Consider the following 19,437-nt stretch of genomic DNA (forward strand, 5'->3'; position numbering starts at 1 on the left):
GGACCAGGCCGCGCAGGCCCGGCTCCGCGTGCTGGCCGCGGTCGCGGCGGCGGGTCGCGACCCSCGCGACGTGCGCGTGCTGGTCGACGTGCACCTCGTCGTCGGCCCGGACCGGGCGAGCGCACAGGCGCGGCACGAGATGCTCGCCGAGCTCGAGGGCGTCGACACGGGCACGCTGTCGTTCGTCGGCACCACGGCCGGCTTCGTCGAGCTGGTCTCGACCTGGGTGGACGACGAGATCGCCGACGGGTTCGTGGTGCGGCCCTCGTCGGTGCACACCGACCTGCCTGCGCTGGTCGACGGCGTCGTGCCCCTGCTGCGCGGGGCCGACCGGTTCCGTGCCGGCTACCCCGGCACCACGCTGCGCGACACCCTCGGCCTGCCGCTCGCCGCCGACCGCTACGCCGCGACGGCCTGACATGACGACGACCACCGCGCTCACCGTCGGCTCGTTCGGCCTGCTCGACGAGGCCGTGCGGCCGCTGCTCGACGAGCTCGCGCTCGAGTACTCGTCGCGGTACGGCGACAGGTTCGGCGTGGACGCGCTCCGCGAGGAGCTCGAGCGCTACCCGGCCGACCAGTTCGCGGCGCCCGACGGTGCGCTGATCCTCCTGCTCGACGAGGGGGTCGCCGTCGCCGGTGGCGCCTTCCGGCTGCGCGCCGAGCCCGAGCTGGGGGACCCCGCGCGGCTGACCCGACCGGGCACGCGCGACGCCGACGGGCTGCCGACCGTCCGGACCGCCGAGTACAAGCGCATCTGGACCCACTCGGCGCACCGTCGGCGGGGGCTGTCCCGCCGGGTGCTCGCCGAGCTCGAGACGCGCGCCGTCGCAGCGGGCTACGAGCGGCTCTACCTGACCACCGGTCCGCGCCAGCCGGAGGCGGCCGCGCTGTACCTGGCCACCGGCTTCACCCCGCTGTTCGACACCGCGGCGGACCCCGAGGACATCGGGCCGCTGGCGTTCGAGAAGTGGCTCTGTACGGACCCGCCCCCGTCCCGTCCGTCCCTCACCGCCTCGGAGTGACCGTGTCCACCGTCTACCTGCACCAGGACGAGTCCCTCGTCCTCTCGCCGCCGCCCACCCGCCCGCCCGCCGACGAGCCCCGAGTGTTCGGCGCCCGCCACCCCGGCCGCTGGATCGCCACCGCGATCGTCGCCGTCCTGCTCGCGATGGTCATCAACTCGCTGGTGACCAACCCCAAGTGGGAGTGGGGTGTGGTCTGGCAGTACCTGACGTGGCCGTCCGTGCTCGACGGCCTCTGGGGCACGCTGCGGCTCACGGTCGCCTCCGCGGTGGTCGGTTTCGGGCTGGGCGCCGTGCTCGCGCTCATGCGGCTGTCCCGCTCGCCGCTGCTGCGGTCGGTGGCCTGGACCTACATCTGGGTGTTCCGGTCCGTGCCGCTGATCCTGCAGCTGCTGCTCTGGTACAACCTCGCGTACCTCTACCCGACTCTTACGCTCGGGGTGCCGTTCGGGCCGTCGTTCGTCGGGTTCGACACGCTCGACGTCATCGACAAGTTCGGCGCCGCGGTGCTCGGGCTCGGGCTGTCGCAGGCCGCCTACGCCGCCGAGATCGTCCGCGGCGGCATCCTCGGCGTCGACCAGGGCCAGCACGAGGCGGCCGCCGCGCTCGGGCTCCCGCGGTCGCGCCAGCAGCGCCGGATCATCCTGCCGCAGGCCATGCGCACCATCGTGCCCACGGCCGTGAACGAGATCATCGGCCTGGTCAAGGGCACGTCGGTGGTCTACGTGCTGGCGTACGGCGAGCTCTTCTACATCGTCGGCGTCATCTACGGCCGCAACCAGCGCGTCGTCCCGCTGCTCATCGTCGCGGGCATCTGGTACCTCGTGGTCACCACCGTCATCACGGTGATCCAGTACTACGTCGAGCGGCACTACGCGAAGGGCGCCCTGCGGCAGCTGCCGCCGACGCCGCTGCAGCGGGCGCGCTGGGGCGTCGGGATCGGGTGGTCCCGCGTGAGCGGGCGGCCGCTGCCGAGCGACCTGCCACCGGGCTACGGGCGGTCGCGCAGCGTCCTCGTCCGCACCAACCACGGCGGAGACGTCTGATGGCCGCCGGACTCGTCGAGGTGCGCGGCGTGCACAAGGCCTACGGCACGCTCGAGGTGCTCGACGGCGTGGACCTCACGGTCCAGCCGGGCGAGGTGACCGTGATCCTCGGGCCGTCGGGGTCGGGCAAGTCGACCCTGCTGCGCGCGATCAACCACCTGGAGAAGGTCGACCGTGGGTCCATCGCGGTGGACGGCGACCTCATCGGCTACCGCCGTCGCGCCGACGGCGCGCTGCAGGAACTCAAGGAGAAGGACGTCCTGGTGCAGCGGACACGCATCGGGTTCGTGTTCCAGAACTTCAACCTGTTCCCGCACCTCACGGCGCTGGAGAACGTGGTGGAGGCGCCCCTGTCAGCGCAGAAGCGACCGCGCGGCGAGGTCGAGGCCGAGGCGCGCGAGCTGCTCGCGCGGGTCGGGCTGTCGGACAAGGCCGACGCCTACCCGCGCCAGCTGTCCGGCGGGCAGCAGCAGCGCGTGGCGATCGCCCGGGCGCTCGCGGTCAAGCCGGCGGTCGTGCTGTTCGACGAGCCGACGTCCGCGCTCGACCCCGAGCTCGTCGGCGAGGTGCTCGACGTCATCCGCGACCTCGCGGCCACCGGCACCACCCTGATCGTCGTCACGCACGAGATCGGCTTCGCCCGCGAGGTCGCCACGAACGTCGTCTTCATCGACGGCGGGCACATCCTCGAGCAGGGCACCCCGACCCAGGTGCTCGACAACCCCCAGCACCCGCGCACCCGCGCGTTCCTCGACAAGGTGCTCTGACCCCCCAGTTCTTCGTCGCCCGCACCCCGCGGACGGCGTGACGAGCGCGCCCCTGCGCTCCCGACCGAGAGAGAGATCCCCGTGACTACGACCTTCCGACGTGCTGTGAGCGCACTGGCCTTCGTGCCCCTGCTGGCGCTCGCCGCGTGCGCCGGACCGGCCTCCGCGGACACGGACGTCGCCGATGCCGCCTCCCCCGAGGCGACCGCCGCCGGCCTCAAGATCAGCACGAGCCCCGACCAGGACCGGATCCACACCACGAAGTCCGAGGACGCGATCGCGCTGCTGCCCGCGGAGATCAAGAAGTCCGGCGTCCTCAAGGTCGCCACCACGGCCGGTGCCGCGCCGCCGCTCGGCTTCCTCGCCGACGACGAGAAGACGCCGATCGGGAACGAGACCGACATCGCCAGCCTCGTCGCCGATGCCCTCGGGCTCAAGCTGGAGCTCGAGCAGAAGGCGTGGGCCGACTGGCCGCTCGCCCTGCAGTCGGGCGACGTCAACGCCGTGGTCTCCAACGTCACGGTGACCGAGGAGCGTAAGGAGCTGTACGACTTCTCGTCCTACCGCAACGACCAGCTCGGCTGGCTGACCAGCGCGTCGAGCAAGATCAAGGCCATCAAGGAGCCCAAGGACATCGCGGGGCTCACGGTCGGCGTCGGCTCCGGGACCAACCAGGAGAAGATCCTGCTGGCCTGGAACCAGGAGAACATCGACAAGGGCCTCGAGCCGATCAAGAACGGCTCGCCGGAGTACTACGAGAACTACTCCGACGTGCTGCTGGCGGTGCAGTCCGGCCGGGTCGACGCCTATGTCGGCCCCAACGCCAGCCTCGCCTACAGCGCGGCGACCGCGCCCGACCAGTTCAAGGTCGTCGGCACGCTCAACGGCGGCTGGCCGCTGACGGCGCAGATCGCCGTGGCCACCCTCAAGGGCTCCGACCTGGCGCCGGCCGTGACGGCGGCCCTGCAGCACGCGTTCGACGACGGCACCTACGCCCAGGTCCTCGAGCACTGGGGCCTGTCCGCCGAGGCCATCGAGAAGCCCGAGACCAACCCGCCGGGTCTGCCCAAGACGAGCTGACCCCTCCAGACCGGATGCTCTCGTAGCGTCCGCGGTGGCCGGTCGGGGTCGGGGGACGCCCGGCCGGCCACCAGTTCTCGTCCCCCTGGTTCTGGAGGTACCTGTGCAGATCGTCGACCACCTGGTCGTCGGAGGCGGTGTGATGGGCTCCGCCGCGGCGTGGCAGCTCGCGCGCCGCGGCCGCGACGTCGTGCTGCTCGAGCGGTTCGCGCCGGGGCACGTGAACGGCGCGTCCCACGGCGCCTCCAGGATCTACCGGCAGACGTACGACCGGCCCGAGTACCTCGACCTCGCGGCCGAGGCGCTGGAGCTGTGGCAGTCGTTCGACGGGGTGCTCACCCTGACGGGCGGCGTGAGCCACGGTGTGCCGTCGCCCGGGGTGCTCGACGCCTTCGTCGCGCGCGGCATCCCGCACGAGCTGCTCACACCCGACGCGGCGCACGAGCGCTGGCCCGGCCTTCGGTTCGAGGGGGCCGTGCTGCACGAGACCCGGACCGCCGGTCGGGTCCACGCCGACCGCGCCGTCGCCGCGCTGCAGTCCGCCGCCGCCCACCTCGGCGCGGACGTGCGGCACGAGGTGCAGGTCCTGTCCCTGACCGTCGGCGACGGCGTGCTCGTCGAGACCTCCGTGGGTCCGTTCCGGGCCCGCAGCGTCGTGCTGGCCGCCGGCGCCTGGACGTCCGCGCTGCTCGGGTCGGCGGCGCCGCCGCTCGTCGTCACGCAGGAGCAGCCCGCGCACTTCGCGCTGCGGTCGGGCACGCCCGACGACTGGCCGAGCTTCACGCACCGCCCGCTCGGCGACCACCCGTGGCCCAGCGGCACGTACGGGCTGGGGACCCCCGGCGAGGGGATCAAGGTCGGTTTCCACGCCGTCGGACCCGTGACGCACCCGGACCGCCGCACGTTCACGCCCGAGCCGGCCCAGCTGGCGCTGCTGCAGGAGTACGCGGCGCAGTGGCTGCCCGGCGTCGACGCCTCGACGCCGGCGCCGATCTCGTGCACGTACACCACCACCCCCGACCACGACTTCGTGCTCGACCGCCGCGGCCCCCTCGTGGTCGCCGCCGGCTTCTCCGGCCACGGCTTCAAGTTCGCCCCCGCGATCGGTCGCGTGCTGGCCGACCTCGCCGAGGAGCGCCCGGGCGACCCCGTGTCGGCCTCGCACCCCGCCTTCCACCTGTCCCGCCCCGTCCTGCAGGAGATCCGATGACCCGCCGTGCCGTCCCCCTGTCCGTGCTCGACCTCGCGCCCGTCCCGGAGGGGAGCACGGGCGCCGACGCGCTGCGGTCCGCCGTCGACCGCGCGCGGCTGGTGGAGCGGCTCGGGTACCGGCGGGTCTGGTACGCCGAGCACCATCTGGCCGCGGGCGTCGCGTCGTCGACGCCCGGCGTGCTCGCGGCGCTGACGGCGAGCGCCACCTCGACCATCCGCGTCGGGTCCGCCGCCGTGCTGCTGGGGTCCACCAGCCCGGTCGTCGCGGCCGAGCAGTTCGGGACCGTCGCCGCGCTGCATCCGGGGCGCGTCGACCTCGGGCTGGGTCGGGCCTCGTTCCCGCCGCCGAGCAAGGAGGGTCCGTCGGCCCCGCGCCCGCGGGTCGCACCGTCGGAGGCCCGCGTGGTCGACGGGTTGCTCGTGCCGGCCGCGCCGCCGCTGAACTACGCCGACCCCGACCCCGCCCTGCGCGCGCGGTTCGTGGCCCACCAGGAATTCCTCGGCGCCGGCCGCACGCCGGCCCGGTTCCGCGACGAGCTGGCCACGGTTCTCGCGCTGCAGGCCGGGACCGCCACGGCGGGCGACCGCGGGGTGACCAGCCCGGCGGTCGAGGGCTCGGACGTGGCGCTGTGGGTGCTCGCGTCGAGCGCGGGGGAGAGCGCGCGCGTGGCCGGTGAGCTCGGCCTGCCCCTCGCCGCCAACTACCACGTGAGCCCCGCGACGGTGCTCGACACGGTCGAGGCCTACCGCGCGGCGTTCGTTCCCGGGGTGCTCGACGAGCCGTACGTCGTCGTGTCCGCCGACGTGCTGGTCGCGGAGACCGAGGCCGCGGCCGTCGCGCTCGCCGACCCGTTCGGCGAGTGGGTGCTCTCCATCCGCGCGGGCCTCGGCGCGGTCCCGTACCCGCGGCCCGGCACGACCACGCCGTTCGAGCTGCGCGAGGAGGCCGAACAGGCGCTGCTGCGCGACCGGATCGACACCCGGATCGTCGGCGACCCCGACGCCGTCGTCCGGGGCCTCGACGCGCTCGTGCGCGCGACCGGCGCCGACGAGCTCCTGATCACGACCATCACGCACGACCCGGCGGACACGGCCCGCTCGTACGAGCTGCTCGCCCGCGCGTGGGGCCCGACTGATGACGAGCTGGTGGGCGCCCTGGCAACGGCCAGCTCCCGCTAGAGCGCGGACGTCAGCGCGCGCCAGAAGGCCCCCGGCATCCGATGCCGGGGGCCTTCTGCGACGGGTCAGACGGCCGTGTGGTCGCCGATCCGGTGGTACGTGCGGTCGTGGTAGACGAGCGGGAGGGCCTCGTCGGCGATGCCGTGCGCGAGCGCCCGGACGGACACCAGGTAGGAGCCGCCGACGGGGACGCGCTGCACGACGCGCCCGCGCACCCAGGACACGGCGCCGTCGATGACCGGCTCGCCGGTCTCCAGGGCCGTCCACCCGCCCGCCTCGAACCGGTCGATGCCGCTCGTCGCGAACCGCGCGGACACGTCGTCCTGCCCGGAGGCCAGGAAGCTGATCGCGAGCGTGCGGGCCGTCGAGAGGGCCGGCCACGACGAGGAGGTCGAGGCGAGCGAGAACGCGAGCAGCGGCGGCTCGGCGGACACCGAGATGACGGAGGTGGCGGTGAAGCCGACGGGCCGGCCCTCGTCGTCGAGCAGCGTCACGACGGCCACCCCGGCGGGGTGGCGGCGGAAGACGTCCTTGTAGGCCTGCGGGCTGAGCTGCGGCTCGTCCTGCTGGGTGAGGTCGGCGTCGAGCACGCGGAGGATCTCGGCGGTCATGCGGTCAGCGCCGCGACGTCGAGGGCCGCGCGCAACGGGCCGTACGCGCGCTCGAGCCAGCGGTCGATGACGGTGTCGAGGTCGGCGAGGTCGGCCTCCGTGACCGCGAGTGCGCGCGTGGGCACGGTCGCGCCGAGCTCGACGAGCAGGGGTCGCAGGTGGACCTCGCCGGCGAGCAGGTGGGCCGGGCCGCCCGAGACGACGAGCGGGACCGCCACGACGCCGGCCAGTGCGTCGGGGCCGTACAGGTCGAGGAAGGACTTCAGCAGGCCGGTGTACGTCGCCTTGTAGACCGGCGTCGCGACGACGAGCAACCGGGCGCCCGACACGGTCGCGAGGGCGGCGTCGAGCAGCGAGCGGTCGGCCGTGAAGAGCTGGTGACCGATCGTGGCCAGGTCGACGGTGGTGACGTCCACGCCCTCGGCGAGCCGGTCCGCCACCTGCACGGCGGCGGCGAGGGTGCGCGACCCCGGCCTCGGGTTGCCCACGAGGGCGACGACGTCGGGAACTGGCTGGTGGACCACGGTGGAGCTCCTTCTCGCTGCACGCTTGCCGCACCGGTCGGTACGGCCAGGTCATCTCCCGGAGCACCCCGTCGTGGAGGGGTTGCTGACCAGCGAGCCGGGGCTTCGCGCTGGTGCTCGTGACCTAGGGCGGAGTTGTAGCAACGGGCCGCCGCCCGGCAAGGGCTTCGCCGGAGAATCCCGAATGACGGACAGCGGAGGGGGACGGGCGTCGCGAAGAACCGGAAGGATGCGTGTCGAGAACGTGCGAGCGGCTCCGACCCGTGGGTGACAGGCCTGACCGGAGCCCGACGAACGGGAGTGCACCGTGAAGTACATGCTGCTGATGAACTACTTCATCGAGGGCGTGCCGCCCATCGACACGTGGGCGCCGGAGGACGTGCGGCGCCACATCCAGTTCCAGCAGGACCTGGGTGCGGAGCTGGTGACCAGCGGGGAGTTCGTCGACGGCCAGGGGCTCGCGTGGCCGGACACCGCGAAGTTCGTGCGGAGCGACGGGGTGTCCACGCCGGTGATCGTCGACGGGCCGTTCGCCGAGTCGAAGGAGTTCCTCGCGGGCTACTGGACCGTCGACGTCGAGGACGAGGCGCGGGCCATCGAGATCGCGGCCACGGCGTCGGCCGCACCCGGACCGGACGGCGTGCCGCTCCAGCAGGTGTTCGAGGTCCGCGCGCTGATGGCGGCGCCCTCCCCTGAGTGACCAGCCGAGCGTCGAGGACCTGTTGCGCGTGCTCGCGCCGCAGGTCCTCGGCGTGCTCGTCCGGCGGTCGGGCGACCTGGCGGACGCGGAGGACGCCCTGCAGGAGGCGCTGCTCGCCGCGACGACGCAGTGGCCGAGCACCGGCGTGCCGGACAACCCGCACGCCTGGCTCGTCGTCGTGGGGCAGCACAAGCTGGTCGACCGCTACCGCAGCGAGGATGCGCGGCGCAGGCGCGAGGAGCTCGTCGCGACCATGGACCAGGGCGTCGACGCGCTGCAGTCCGACGACTCCCTGCTCCTGCTCTTCGGCTGCTGCCATCCCGCGCTCAGCCCGGCGTCGGCCATCGCCCTGACGCTGCGCTCGGTGGGCGGGCTGACGACGGCAGAGATCGCGCGGGCGTTCGTCGTGCCGGAACCGACGATGGCGCAGCGACTGAGCCGGGCCCGCCGGACGCTGCGGGGGCTGGACGGCCCGTTCCGCATGCCGTCGGAGGCCGAGTACGCCGAGCGGCTCCGGGCGGTGCTGCGGGTGCTCTACCTGATGTTCAACGAGGGGTACGCCAGCAGCACGGGGACCGCGGTGGCCCGGGCCGACCTGGCCGGCGAGGCGCTGCGACTGACGCGCGACCTGCACGCGAGCCTTCCCGACGACGCCGAGGTGGCCGGCCTGCTCGCGCTCGTCCTGCTCACGGACGCGCGCCGGCCCGCGCGCACGGGTCCCGGCGGGGAGCTGGTCCCGCTCGCCGAGCAGGACCGCAGCCTCTGGGACCGGTCGATGATCGACGAGGGCGTCGCGCTGGTCGAGGCGGCCCTGGTGCGCGGCGCGATCGGCGAGTACCAGGTCCAGGCCGCGATCGCGGCGGTCCACGACGACGCGAGGAGCGCCGACGAGACCGACTGGCCCCAGCTGCTCGCGCTCTACGGGGTGCTCGAGCGCCTGACGGGCAACCCGATGGTCACGCTGAACCGCGCGGTCGCGCTCGCCATGGTCGAGGGCCCGGAGGCCGGCCTCGCGCTGCTGGCGACGCTGGACCAGCCTCTGGCGGGCCACCACCGGCTCACCGCGGTGCGCGGTCACCTGCTCGAACGGGCGGGGCGGCCCGCCGAGGCGGCCGAGGAGCTCCTGCTGGCATCGCGGCGGACCACCAGCCTGGCGGAGCGGGACTACCTGCGGCTGCAGGTGGCGCGCCTCCGGCACGGTTGAGAGCCTGGGCCCCGTGAGCGTCGACGAGCACATCCTCCTGTCGCCTGCCGTCACCAACCTGCGCGACATCGGCGGCCGCCCCACCGCCGACGGGAGCACGGTGGCGACGGGGATTGCGTACCGCTCGGCCGAGCTCGCGGACACCGCGGCGACCACCGACGACGCCCTCGCACGGCTCGGCATCCGCACGGTGGTCGACCTGCGGACGGCCGACGAGCGGGCGGGCCGGCCCGACCAGCTGCCCGCGGGCGCGACGCTGCTCGTGCTCGACGCGCTCGCCGACCTGCCCGGCGGCACGGCTGCCCAGATCCCGCTGCTGCTGGGCGGCGGCGACACCGACGCCCTCGCCCAGCTCGACCTCGCCGGACAGATGGTGGACGTCTACCGGCACCTGGTCGTCGGGGAGTCCGCCCGCACGGCGTACGCGGCGCTCGTGCGCACGGTCCTCGACCCGACGCGCACCCCGGTGCTCTTCCACTGCACGGCGGGCAAGGACCGGACCGGGTGGGCGGCGACGATCCTGCTGCTCGCCGCGGGCGTCGACGAGGCGGGAGCGCTCGACGAGTTCCTCGCGGTCAACCCCGCCGTCCGCGAGACGTTCGCCCCCCTGCTGCAGCAGCTGGCCGCCGCGGGTGGCGACCCCGAGCTGTTGCGGCCGATGCTCGAGGTCCGCGCCGAGTACCTGCAGGCCGCCCTCGACACCATGCACGAGCAGTTCGGGTCGTTCGACGGCTACCTGCGGGACGGGCTGGGCCTCGGCGACGTGGAGATCGAGGCGCTCCGCAGGACGCTGCGCACGAACGGGTGACGTCGGGCCCACCGTTGGACCGTTCGGGTGGTCCGATATGTCCGATGTTGCCGACTCACCCGGCCGCACCCACGATGGGCAGATCGCACCTCCCGCGACGCAGCGTCGTCTGATCCCAGGCGCCGAGGGAAAGGCACGCCTGTGGCCGACGAGATCATCTCCCCCATCCGACGGGGCGCGCACGACATCGCCGTCGAGCGGGACCGCGTCCGCCGCCGCCGGGTGTACCGGGCCGCGACGGTCATCCTCGCCCTGCAGGCGTACGTCATCATCAGCTCCCTGCTGAACCGGCCGTTGGTCCCGCCGATGCCGACGATCGACCCGCTCGTCCTGGTCCCGGTGCTCTTCTTCGCGGCGCTGCTGCTCCTGCTCGTCGCGACGCAGGTGGGCACCGCGCGGTCGCCGCACGTGGTCTACCGGCCCGAGCAGGTGGACGTCCGGCTGGACGACGTGATCGGCATCGACCCCGTCAAGGAGGACGTGCGCCGCTCGATCGACCTCTTCCRGACGCACCGCCAGTTCGCCGAGCAGATGGGGGGGACGCCCCGCCGCGGCCTGCTCTTCGAGGGGCTCCCCGGCACCGGCAAGACCATGACGGCCAAGGCGATGGCCGCCGAGGCGGGCGTGCCGTTCCTGTTCGTCTCCGCGACGTCGTTCCAGTCGATGTACTACGGCGCGACCGCGAAGAAGATCCGCGCGTACTTCAAGGCGCTGCGCAAGGCCGCCCGCACCGAGGGCGGCGCGATCGGGTTCATCGAGGAGATCGACGCCATCGCGACGGCGCGCGGCGGCATGTCGTCGATGACGGCGAGCGCGTTCGACGTCCGTCCGTTCGGCGGCGTCGTCAAGAACGCGGTCGTCAGCGAGGGCACCGGCGGCGTCGTCAACGAGCTGCTGGTCCAGATGCAGTCGTTCGACGAGCCGACGCCGACGGACAAGCTGGTCAACTTCTTCCTCGCGCGCGCCAACCTGCTGCTGCCGGCCACCCGCCAGCTGCGCCAGCGCAAGCCGGTCAAGGCGCCGATCCTGCTGATCGCCGCGACCAACCGCGCCGACTCCCTCGACCCGGCCCTGCTGCGGCCCGGCCGGTTCGACCGCCGGCTCACGTTCGCGACCCCMGACGCGGTCGGCCGCCGMGCGCTGGTCGACCACTTCCTGGCCCGCCGCTCGACCGACCCCGAGCTGGACGACCCGGTGCTGCGCGACCGGCTGGCCGCCGCGACCAACGGCTGGACACCGGTGATGATCGAGCACCTGCTGGACGAGGCGCTGGTCAACGCGCTGCGCCGCGGGTCGCTGGCCATGACGTTCGCCGACGTCGAGCACGCCCGGATCACCGAGATGGTCGGCATCGGCCAGCCGGTCCGCTACACCGAGGCCGAGCAGCGGCTCATCGCGACGCACGAGGCGGGCCACGCGGTGACGGCCTGGCTGGCCGCGCCGAACCGCACGCTCGAGGTCCTCACCATCGTCCGCCGCGGCGACGCCCTCGGCCTGCTCGCGCACGACGACTGCGAGGAGGTCTGGACGCACTCCCACTACGACCTGCGCGCGCTCGTGCAGATCGCGATGGGCGGCTGGGTGGCCGAGGAGCTGTTCTTCGGGCAGACCAGCACGGGTCCCGCCGGGGACCTCGCGTCGGCGACGCGCACCGCCGCGCAGATGGTCGGGGCGGCCGGCATGACCGGGTCGCTCATCTCGTTCGCCGCGACGCCGCACGACCTGGTGTCCGCGGTGCTCAGCGACGCGCAGGCCCGCGCCCAGCTGGAGGCCGTGCTGGACGAGGCCCGCAGCACCGTGCGCCGGCTGCTGTCGCGGCACCGCCACCTGGTGGAGGCGCTCCGCGACGCGCTGCTCGAGCGCTACGAGCTGCTCGGCACCGAGATCACCGACGTGCTCGAGGCCGCGACCCTGGCGCAGCAGCAGCTGATCGAGCGCGAGGAGAGCGAGAAGAGCGCGGCGGTCGCGGCCGGTGCGGCCGCCCAGGCCGCCGTCGCGGCGGCGGAGCGGTTGCGCGTGGCCTAGCCTTCCAGGCGTGCCCGAGGGTCATACCGTCCACCGCATCGCGCGGCAGCTCACGCTCGACCTCGTCGGCCGGCCGCTCGCGGTCAGCTCACCGCAGGGTCGGTTCGCCGCCGGCGCGGCCCGGCTCGACGGGCAGGTCCTGCTGGCGGCGGACGCCGTCGGCAAGCAGCTGTTCTGCACGTTCGAGCGCGGCGACGTGCTGCGTGTGCACCTCGGGCTGTACGGCGCGTGGGATTTCCACGGGTCGCTCACGCCCCTGTTGGCGGGCGGCTACGCGGTCGGCAGCATGGGCGCCCCGCGGCTGCGGCGAGCCGTCCGGATGGGCGAGGACGAGCGCGAGAGCCCCGCCGACGAGGGCGGCCTGGTCGCCACGTTCCCGCCCGACCCCGTCGGCCAGGTGCGGGTGCGGCTGGCGTCGGCCGACACGGTGGCCGACCTGCGCGGGCCGTCGGCGTGCGAGGTGCTCGACCCGGCGGGCGCGGCCGCGGCGATCGAGCGCCTCGGGCCCGACCCGGCGTCGACCGACGACCTGGCCGCCGCTGGCGAGGTCATGGTCGACCGGCTGACCTCCCGCAACGTCGCGGTGGGCCAGCTGCTCATGGACCAGTCGGTGGTCGCCGGCATCGGGAACATCTACCGCGCGGAGCTGCTGTTCCGCGCGCGGCTCGACCCGCACACCCCGGGGCGGCGCGTCCCGACCGATGTCGCGCGGGCGCTCTGGGACGACTGGGCGGAGCTGCTGGCCGACGGGATCCGCACGGGCGTGATGATCACGCGCGAGAACCTGTCGCCCTCCGAGCGCGAGCGCGCGCTCACCGACCCGAGCCTCCGGCACTGGGTGTACCACCGCACGGGCGAGCCGTGCCTGGTCAGCGGCAACCCGGTGGTCGTCGAGGAGATGGCCACCCGCAAGCTCTACTGGTGCCCGGCCTGCCAGGTGTGACGCCGCCCGACCAGGCCATGAGGGTCGTTCTCGGCACCTTTGCCGTCGCTCATGGCCTGATCGATCAGTCCAGGCCCAGCAGCGTCCGCCACGCGCGGTGGTGCTCCACCGTAACGCCCTCGTAGCCGGGCAGCTGCCCGAACGCGGCCTCGACGCGGGCCGTCTCGCTCTCGAGGACGGCGGCGCCCTCGTCGACGAACGTGTACTGCGCGCCCCCGGCCACCTCGGCGGTGTCCGTCTCGACCCCGACCGTGAACGGCCGGCCCGCCGCCGACGCCGCGACCGCGGCGGGCGCCGCGAGCGCGATGATCCCGTCGGGTCCGCGCGCGTGGTCGCTGAACGCGACGACACCCACCCGGCCGGCGCGCGCGAGGACGGCGTCGAGCAGGGTGCCGTCGCCCCACGGCTCGTGCGCGAGCCACCACGGGGTGTCGACGCCGAGGGTCACGGCCGGCGGCAGCGCGTCGAGCACCGCGTCGAGGAGCGTGAGCCACTGGCTGCACAGGCGGTCGCGGTCGGTGGACCACCTGGCCGTCGCCCAGGGCTCGACGTCGAGCTGCAGGGTGTCGCTCGGCCCCGAGCGCAGCGCAGAGAGCGCCCAGGTGACCGCCAGCTCCGGCTGCCCGAGCCAGCCGGGGTCTCCGCCCAGCGGACCGACCGCGACCCCCGCCGCCTGCAGGGCCGAGGTCGCGGCGCGGAACCAGTCGCCCACCGGTCCCTCGTCGGCAGCCCAGGGTGCCGAGAGGAACACGCGGTCGAGCGCACGCTCGTGGCAGAACGCGACGAGAGCCGCCGGCTCCGCGGGCGCGTAGCCGCGGCCGCGGGCGTCGACGGACGACGGGACGGGGTTGTCCCACGCCCACATCGACGTGAGCGCGCTCACGAGAAGGTGCGCTCTCCGACGGGGATCTCGACGCCGAGCGTGTTCGCGCGGGTGGCCAGCGGGCAGGTCCACGCGGGGTCGTAGGCGCACGACGGGTTGTAGGCGAAGTTGAGGTCGACGACGAGCCGGTCGCCGACCATGCCGAGGTCGGCGCCCTTGATGGTGTCGAGCAGGTACCGACCGCCGCCGTAGGTGTCCGGCGACGCGTCCTTGACCGGCACGAACAGGCCGCCCCCGTACGCGCGCAGCACCCAGACGGCGAGGCTGCCCAGGTCGCCGAGCTCGACGGTCCCGATCCGCTCGAACGGCACCACGCCGTCCGTGCCCGTGCTCACGTCGAGGCGCTGGTGGGCGGCCGGCAGCACCGCGCACTCGAACCGGTACGCCGGGTCGTAGTGCGGGACTGCGAGCCCCTCGAACGCCGCCTTCGCGTCCGCGTCGAGCGGCGAGGCGGGGTGCTCGGCCAGCAGCTCGTCGCGACGCTGCACCCAGACGGCGTGCGCGGTCGCGGGGTCCGACTCCGCGAGGCGACGGACGTCGGCGTACATCTGCGCCACGCGGCGGCGCCAGTCGGCGACCGCGAAGGGCTCGTCGGCGGGGTGCCGCTCGGGCACGAGGGTGGGGAATCCAACGCTCACCGGTCCACCGTCGCACGCGTGGACGTCGCGCCGCGAGCGGCGGCGACCTGTGTGAGGGTGGATCGCATGGACCTGCGCATCTTCACCGAGCCCCAGCAGGGGGCCTCCTACGACGACCTGCTCGCGGTGGCCAAGGCGACCGAGGACCTCGGGTTCGACGCCTTCTTCCGCTCCGACCACTACCTGAACATGGGCGACGGCGACGGCCTGCCCGGTCCGACGGACGCCTGGACGACGCTCGCGGGGCTGGCGCGCGAGACGAGCCGGATCCGGCTGGGCACCCTGGTCTCGTCGGCAACCTTCCGGCACCCGGGAGTGCTCGCGATCCAGGTGGCGCAGGTGGACCAGATGTCCGGCGGCCGCGTCGAGCTCGGCCTGGGCGCCGGCTGGTTCGCCGAGGAGCACGCCGCGTACGGCATCCCGTTCCCGGCCAAGCGGTTCGACCTGCTGACCGAGCAGCTCGAGCTGATCACCGGTCTGTGGGGGACGCCGATCGGGTCTCGCTACGGGTTCGAGGGGTCGCACTACACGCTGACCAACGCGCCCGCGCTGCCGAAGCCCGTGCAGTTCTCGCCGCTTGACCCCACGAGACCCGGCGTCCCGGTCATCGTCGGCGGCAGCGGCCCGAAGCGGACGCCCGCGCTCGCCGCCAAGTACGCCAGCGAGTTCAACATGTCGTTCCCCGCGCCCGCCGACGTCGAGGGCCGGGTGGCCACGGTCCGCGCGGCGTGCGAGGACGCCGGTCGGGACCCGGCGTCGCTCACGTTCTCGGTCGCGCAGGTGCTGTGCGCGGGTCGCGACGACGCCGAGGTGGCGCGTCGGGCCGCCGCGATCGGCCGCGACGCCACCGAGGTCCGCGCCGTCGGGTTCGCCGGCACGCCGAGCGCCGTGGTCGACCGGATCGGCTCGTACCGCGAGCTCGGCGTCACCCGCGTCTACCTGCAGGTGCTCGACCTGCACGACCTCGACCACCTCGAGCTCGTGGCGTCGGAGGTGGCCACGCAGCTGGGCTGAGGCGTCCTACGACGCCGCGCTGCTGATCCGCTCCGGGCGGCCCACGTCCTCGACCTGGTCGTCCGCCGGGTCCTCGGGCGACACCGGCCGGACCAGCGCCACGACGGTGTGCACCAGGAGGACGGCGAGCGCGACGTTGCGGGCCGCGAGCGTGAACGTCACGCCCGGGCCGCCGTAGATCACCTCGCTGTACAGCCAGGGGAACACCACCTGCGTCGCCCCGGCGATCCCCGCGACCAGCCACGCGGTCGTGCGCCAGCCCGGCAGACGCAGCGCGAGCGCGACGGCGACGGGCGGCGCCAGCCAGCCCATGTACTGCGGCGAGCCCACCTTGTTGAACACGAGCATGGCGAGCGTGAGCAGCATCGCGCCGCGGACCAGCAGCTCGGTCCGGGCGATGCCGCCGGACCACATCCGCGCGCCCAGGTGCTCGCGGCGCCACCACAGCAGCAGCGCCGCCGCGCCGATGGCCAGGAAGAACAGCGCCCCCAGCACGTCCGCGACGCCCTGGGTGCCCGGCCCGTAGATCTCCCAGCTGACGATCGCCTGGTTGAGACCGCGCGTGATCGACGGCACCCACAGGCCCGCGACCAGCCACGGCGTCGCCCCGGGCGCCTCGATCTGGAGCCCGCGCTCGTCCTGCTCGGTCAGGAACGACGCCACGTGGGCGAACCCGCCGAGCGCCGCCGTCACGCCGACGACGACCACGCTGACGATCGCCGCCGGCACCACGACGCTGCGCCAGGGGCGCTTGACGGCGAAGAACAGGGCGATCAGGAGAGCGCCGGGGGCCACCTTGATCCAGGCGGCGGCCGTGAGCAGCGCGGACGTGATGCGCGGGTGCCGCAGGGCGATGGCGAGGGCGACGACGACCACGGGAGCGACGACCGCGTCGAGCCGTCCCATCGCCACCGGCCCGAGCAGCAGCAGGAACGCGAGCCACCACCAGGCGCCGTAGGTGGTCGGGGCGTCGTCGGGCCGGCCCGGACGGCGCACGCGGAGCAGGACCGCCAGCGCGATGCCGTCGAGCAGCGTGATCATGGCCGCCCACGCCGGCGCGTACCCGGACACACCGCCGGTGCCGCCCACCGCGGCGACGAGCATCGGCACGATCGCTCCGACCGGGTACACCCACGAGCCGGACAGCACCGGCCACTGGTCCCGGTAGAGGCCCAGCCACATCCAGTAGCGGTAGAGGTCCAGGTCCCAGAACGCCTGCTGGGGGATCAGCACGAGGCCGACGAGCGCGAGCCAGCCGTGCACCAGGGCGAAGGCGACCCACACGGCCGTCCGGGAGTGGAGGGTTCGGTGCAGCGGGGCGCTGAGCAGCGGGACCTCCGAGGGAGCGGGCCCAGACCAGGCCGACCAGACGGGCAGGGCCTCAGGCTAGCCCGACCCTCCTGCGCGACGGGGCCCCGCAACCTGTGAGATCACTCGTCCTGGACCCGCCGGTCGACGTCGGGGTGCACGGCCGCGGGGACCGTCCCGGCGCCCGCGCCGGCCACGGGGAAGATGGCGGTGGTCTGCGACTCCACGTAGGCGTCGCCGCGCTCGGTGTCGTCGGGCGGTGCCGGCGCCGTGGGCGCGGAGGAGGCCACCGGGTCGGGGGCGTTGTCGGTCATCGTCGGCTCCCAGGTCGGTCGTGGTCGGCGACCACGGTCAGACCACCAACCTCGCACGGGTGCCGGGCAGCTGCACGGCGGGCCGGTCAGCCGGCCGCGGGGGTCTCCGTCGGCGCCGGGGCGGCCGGTGCCACGACCTCGTCGAACGGCGTACAGCCCGGTGGTGCGACCAGCGGCGCGGCCGGGTCGAGCGTCACCGTGTCCACGGCCTTCAGCTCGGGGAACTCCGCGCCGAGGACGAGGTCGACGGTCGGGTCGGTGCGCGGGTCGAGGATCAGCACGGCGCCGTCCAGCTGGGCCGCGAGCGTGTACGCCTGGGCGACACCGGCGGTGCCGAAGATGATCCGCGCCTTGCCGTCGTACGTGACGCTGAAGTTCTCGGTCGCGCCGATGACGAACCCGCGCTCGGCGAGGGCCGCGGACGTCGCTCCCGCGAGCCCGACGCGGGTGGTCGCGTTGAAGACCTTGACCGTGACCTGCCCGTAGGGGACGGGCATCGCACCGGCCGGCGGGCACGGGTACGGATCCTGGCTCGCGGTCGCGCTGGGCTCGGTGGCGAAGTCGCGGGCGAAGACCGGGAGGTTCAGGCTGCCGGTGAAGATGGCCGCGGCACCGAGCCCGGCGAGCGCCATGGCGGCGAGCAGCACGCCGAAGATGACGGCCTGCCGCTCGTGCATGTGCCGTCGGCGCAGCTGACGACCGCGGTCCTGCTCGGTCACTTGACCACCAGCACCCGGGCGTGGAGCAGAGCACGCTGGTGGAGTGCCGCCCGGACGGCCCGGTGCAGGCCGTCCTCCAGGTACATGACGCCGCGGTACTGGACGACGTGGGCGAACAGGTCGCCGTAGAACGTGGAGTCCTCCGCCAGCAGGGCGTCGAGGTCGAGCGTGCGCTTGGTGGTGACCAGCTCGTCGAGGCGGACCTGGCGCGGCGGAACCTCGGCCCACTGCTTGGCTGTCTCGAGCCCGTGGTCCGGGTAAGGCCTGCCCTCGCCCACCGCCTTGAAGATCACGGACGGAGTCTAGGTGACCGGCTGCGTGCCTGGGCTCATCCTGCGGGTGGAGTCATCGCGTCAGGACCGCTCATGAGCATCGCGGGCGGCCCAGTCGCGCGTCGACGGTGTGTGCCTGTGGCGTCGGCGGAGTCGCTCGTCGGGCGGCTCGCCGTCGGCCGTGACCTCAGGTTCCTCGGCGAACCGCGCGCGAACTGCTGCGAGTCAACCTCGGGCTGCAGACCATAGGCTCGTGACCAGCGAGACAATGGGCTCGTGACCAGCGGCGAGGTGCCCCCGAGGCGCGGTCGGTTGACGGTGTACCTGGGTGCGGCGCCGGGGGTCGGCAAGACGTACGCGATGCTCGATGAGGCCCACCGGCGCATGTCGCGTGGCACCGACGTGGTGGTCGGGCTGGTCGAGGATCACGGTCGGGCGGCGACGGCGGCGCAGCTGGACGGGCTCGAGGTGCTGCCCCGACGCGCCCTCGAGCACCGTGGCGCGTCGTTCACCGAGCTGGACGTGGACGCGGTCCTTTCCCGGGCGCCGCAGGTGGTGATGATCGACGAGCTCGCGCACACCAACGTGCCGGGCAGCGTGCATGCCAAGCGGTGGCAGGACGTGCACGACGTCCTGGACGCCGGGATCGACGTGGTCACCACGGTGAACGTGCAGCACCTGGAGTCGTTGAATGACGACGTCGAGGCGATCACGGGGGTCAAGCAGCGCGAGACCGTGCCGGACCATGTGGTGCGCGACGCCGATCAGATCCAGCTGGTCGACCTGGCGCCGGAGGCCCTGCGCCGCCGGCTCGCGCACGGGAACGTGTACCGGGCCGAGCAGATCGACGCGTCCCTGACGCAGTACTTCCGGGTCGGCAACCTCACCGCGCTGCGTGAGCTGGCGCTGCTCTGGTTGGCGGACCGGGTGGACGACGCCCTGACCACCTACCGGCGCGAGCACCGGATCGAGTCGCCCTGGCCCGCGCGCGAGCGGGTGGTCGTGGCGGTCACCGGCGGACCCGAGGGCGACACGTTGCTGCGCCGCGGCGCCCGGATCGCCCAGCGCGCGGCCGGGTCGGAGCTCCTGGCCGTGCACGTGCTGGCCACCGACGGCCTGCCGAGCGCACCGCCCGCGCGGATCGCCGAGCAGCGTCGTCTCGTGG

The 19,437-nt window shown here is 73.9% G+C and carries 21 protein-coding genes, 1 pseudogene and 1 riboswitch; of the genes and pseudogenes, 14 read left to right on the forward strand and 8 right to left on the reverse strand.

Features of this window, described 5'->3' with window-relative positions; genetic code table 11:
* The 7 genes and pseudogenes from AC1DQC_RS18850 to AC1DQC_RS18880 all read left to right on the forward strand — a co-directional run.
* Positions 1–418: pseudogene (locus AC1DQC_RS18850) on the forward strand (LLM class flavin-dependent oxidoreductase); the annotation flags it as partial.
* 1 nt (position 419) lies between these two features.
* Positions 420–1,025 carry a GNAT family N-acetyltransferase gene (locus AC1DQC_RS18855; RefSeq protein WP_477052765.1) on the forward strand — a complete coding sequence of 202 codons (606 nt, stop codon included), beginning with the start codon at positions 420–422 and terminating at the stop codon, positions 1,023–1,025.
* Positions 1,026–1,027: 2 nt separating this feature from the next.
* Positions 1,028–2,071 carry an amino acid ABC transporter permease gene (locus AC1DQC_RS18860; protein ID WP_477052766.1) on the forward strand — a complete coding sequence of 348 codons (1,044 nt, stop codon included), beginning with the start codon at positions 1,028–1,030 and terminating at the stop codon, positions 2,069–2,071.
* Entirely contained in the window at positions 2,071–2,838 is a 768-nt protein-coding gene (locus tag AC1DQC_RS18865) for an amino acid ABC transporter ATP-binding protein (protein ID WP_477052767.1), read from the forward strand. The genes AC1DQC_RS18860 and AC1DQC_RS18865 overlap by 1 nt, the downstream gene beginning before the upstream one ends.
* A 105-nt stretch (positions 2,839–2,943) precedes the next feature.
* Complete coding sequence (locus AC1DQC_RS18870) at positions 2,944–3,918, forward strand: ABC transporter substrate-binding protein (protein WP_477052768.1); 975 nt, start codon at positions 2,944–2,946, stop codon at positions 3,916–3,918.
* 103 nt (positions 3,919–4,021) lie between these two features.
* Complete coding sequence (locus tag AC1DQC_RS18875) at positions 4,022–5,128, forward strand: FAD-dependent oxidoreductase (RefSeq protein WP_477052769.1); 1,107 nt, start codon at positions 4,022–4,024, stop codon at positions 5,126–5,128.
* Positions 5,125–6,309: an LLM class flavin-dependent oxidoreductase gene (locus AC1DQC_RS18880; protein WP_477052770.1), complete on the forward strand. Its 1,185-nt coding sequence runs from the start codon at positions 5,125–5,127 to the stop codon at positions 6,307–6,309. Before AC1DQC_RS18875 ends, AC1DQC_RS18880 begins: the two co-directional genes overlap by 4 nt.
* Positions 6,310–6,374: 65 nt before the next feature.
* On the opposite strand, the gene AC1DQC_RS18885 is transcribed toward AC1DQC_RS18880, so the two are convergent.
* Both AC1DQC_RS18885 and AC1DQC_RS18890 read right to left on the reverse strand, forming a co-directional pair.
* Positions 6,375–6,920, reverse strand: a complete 546-nt coding sequence (locus tag AC1DQC_RS18885; RefSeq protein WP_477052771.1) for a flavin reductase family protein — start codon at positions 6,918–6,920, stop codon at positions 6,375–6,377.
* A complete protein-coding gene (locus AC1DQC_RS18890) occupies positions 6,917–7,444 on the reverse strand; it encodes an NADPH-dependent FMN reductase (RefSeq protein WP_477052772.1) in 528 nt (175 codons plus the stop codon). Before AC1DQC_RS18890 ends, AC1DQC_RS18885 begins: the two co-directional genes overlap by 4 nt.
* A 16-nt stretch (positions 7,445–7,460) precedes the next feature.
* Positions 7,461–7,569: riboswitch (SAM riboswitch) on the reverse strand.
* Positions 7,570–7,760: 191 nt separating this feature from the next.
* On the opposite strand from AC1DQC_RS18890, the gene AC1DQC_RS18895 reads away from it, so the two are divergent.
* The 5 genes from AC1DQC_RS18895 to AC1DQC_RS18915 all read left to right on the forward strand — a co-directional run bounded on the left by AC1DQC_RS18895 (position 7,761) and on the right by AC1DQC_RS18915 (position 13,124).
* Complete coding sequence (locus AC1DQC_RS18895; RefSeq protein WP_477052783.1) at positions 7,761–8,144, forward strand: YciI family protein; 384 nt, start codon at positions 7,761–7,763, stop codon at positions 8,142–8,144.
* Between the two features lie 28 nt (positions 8,145–8,172).
* Positions 8,173–9,348, forward strand: a complete 1,176-nt coding sequence (locus AC1DQC_RS18900) for an RNA polymerase sigma factor (protein ID WP_477052773.1) — start codon at positions 8,173–8,175, stop codon at positions 9,346–9,348.
* Positions 9,349–9,361: 13 nt separating this feature from the next.
* The gene (locus tag AC1DQC_RS18905; protein WP_477052774.1) at positions 9,362–10,156 is read left to right on the forward strand and encodes a tyrosine-protein phosphatase; all 795 of its coding nucleotides are present in this window, start codon (positions 9,362–9,364) and stop codon (positions 10,154–10,156) included.
* A gap of 141 nt (positions 10,157–10,297) precedes the next feature.
* On the forward strand, positions 10,298–12,181 hold the full coding sequence (locus AC1DQC_RS18910; protein WP_477052775.1) for an AAA family ATPase: 1,884 nt from the start codon (positions 10,298–10,300) through the stop codon (positions 12,179–12,181).
* 10 nt (positions 12,182–12,191) lie between these two features.
* A complete protein-coding gene (locus tag AC1DQC_RS18915; protein ID WP_477052776.1) occupies positions 12,192–13,124 on the forward strand; it encodes an Fpg/Nei family DNA glycosylase in 933 nt (310 codons plus the stop codon).
* A gap of 64 nt (positions 13,125–13,188) precedes the next feature.
* On the opposite strand, the gene AC1DQC_RS18920 is transcribed toward AC1DQC_RS18915, so the two are convergent.
* Positions 13,189–14,007, reverse strand: a complete 819-nt coding sequence (locus AC1DQC_RS18920; RefSeq protein WP_477052777.1) for a hypothetical protein — start codon at positions 14,005–14,007, stop codon at positions 13,189–13,191.
* The gene (locus AC1DQC_RS18925) at positions 14,004–14,555 is read right to left on the reverse strand and encodes a DUF1684 domain-containing protein (RefSeq protein WP_477052784.1); all 552 of its coding nucleotides are present in this window, start codon (positions 14,553–14,555) and stop codon (positions 14,004–14,006) included. The genes AC1DQC_RS18920 and AC1DQC_RS18925 overlap by 4 nt, the downstream gene beginning before the upstream one ends.
* Positions 14,556–14,711: 156 nt before the next feature.
* Here AC1DQC_RS18925 and AC1DQC_RS18930 point away from each other — a divergent pair, with 156 nt between their 5' ends.
* On the forward strand, positions 14,712–15,659 hold the full coding sequence (locus AC1DQC_RS18930) for an LLM class F420-dependent oxidoreductase (protein ID WP_477052778.1): 948 nt from the start codon (positions 14,712–14,714) through the stop codon (positions 15,657–15,659).
* 6 nt (positions 15,660–15,665) lie between these two features.
* Here AC1DQC_RS18930 and AC1DQC_RS18935 read toward each other — a convergent pair whose 3' ends face one another.
* The 4 genes from AC1DQC_RS18935 to AC1DQC_RS18950 all read right to left on the reverse strand — a co-directional run bounded on the left by AC1DQC_RS18935 (position 15,666) and on the right by AC1DQC_RS18950 (position 18,293).
* A complete protein-coding gene (locus AC1DQC_RS18935) occupies positions 15,666–16,943 on the reverse strand; it encodes a glycosyltransferase 87 family protein (RefSeq protein WP_477052779.1) in 1,278 nt (425 codons plus the stop codon).
* Positions 16,944–17,089: 146 nt separating this feature from the next.
* Entirely contained in the window at positions 17,090–17,281 is a 192-nt protein-coding gene (locus AC1DQC_RS18940) for a hypothetical protein (RefSeq protein ID WP_477052780.1), read from the reverse strand.
* Between the two features lie 86 nt (positions 17,282–17,367).
* A complete protein-coding gene (locus AC1DQC_RS18945; protein WP_477052781.1) occupies positions 17,368–18,000 on the reverse strand; it encodes a LytR C-terminal domain-containing protein in 633 nt (210 codons plus the stop codon).
* A complete protein-coding gene (locus AC1DQC_RS18950; RefSeq protein WP_056087555.1) occupies positions 17,997–18,293 on the reverse strand; it encodes a type II toxin-antitoxin system VapB family antitoxin in 297 nt (98 codons plus the stop codon). The genes AC1DQC_RS18945 and AC1DQC_RS18950 overlap by 4 nt, the downstream gene beginning before the upstream one ends.
* 255 nt (positions 18,294–18,548) lie before the next feature.
* Between AC1DQC_RS18950 and AC1DQC_RS18955 the strand changes: the two genes are divergently transcribed.
* A partial coding sequence (locus tag AC1DQC_RS18955) for a universal stress protein (RefSeq protein ID WP_477052782.1) occupies positions 18,549–19,437 on the forward strand: 889 nt, incomplete at its 3' end.

It is taken from the genome of Cellulomonas sp. P4_H12, from assembly GCF_056400905.1.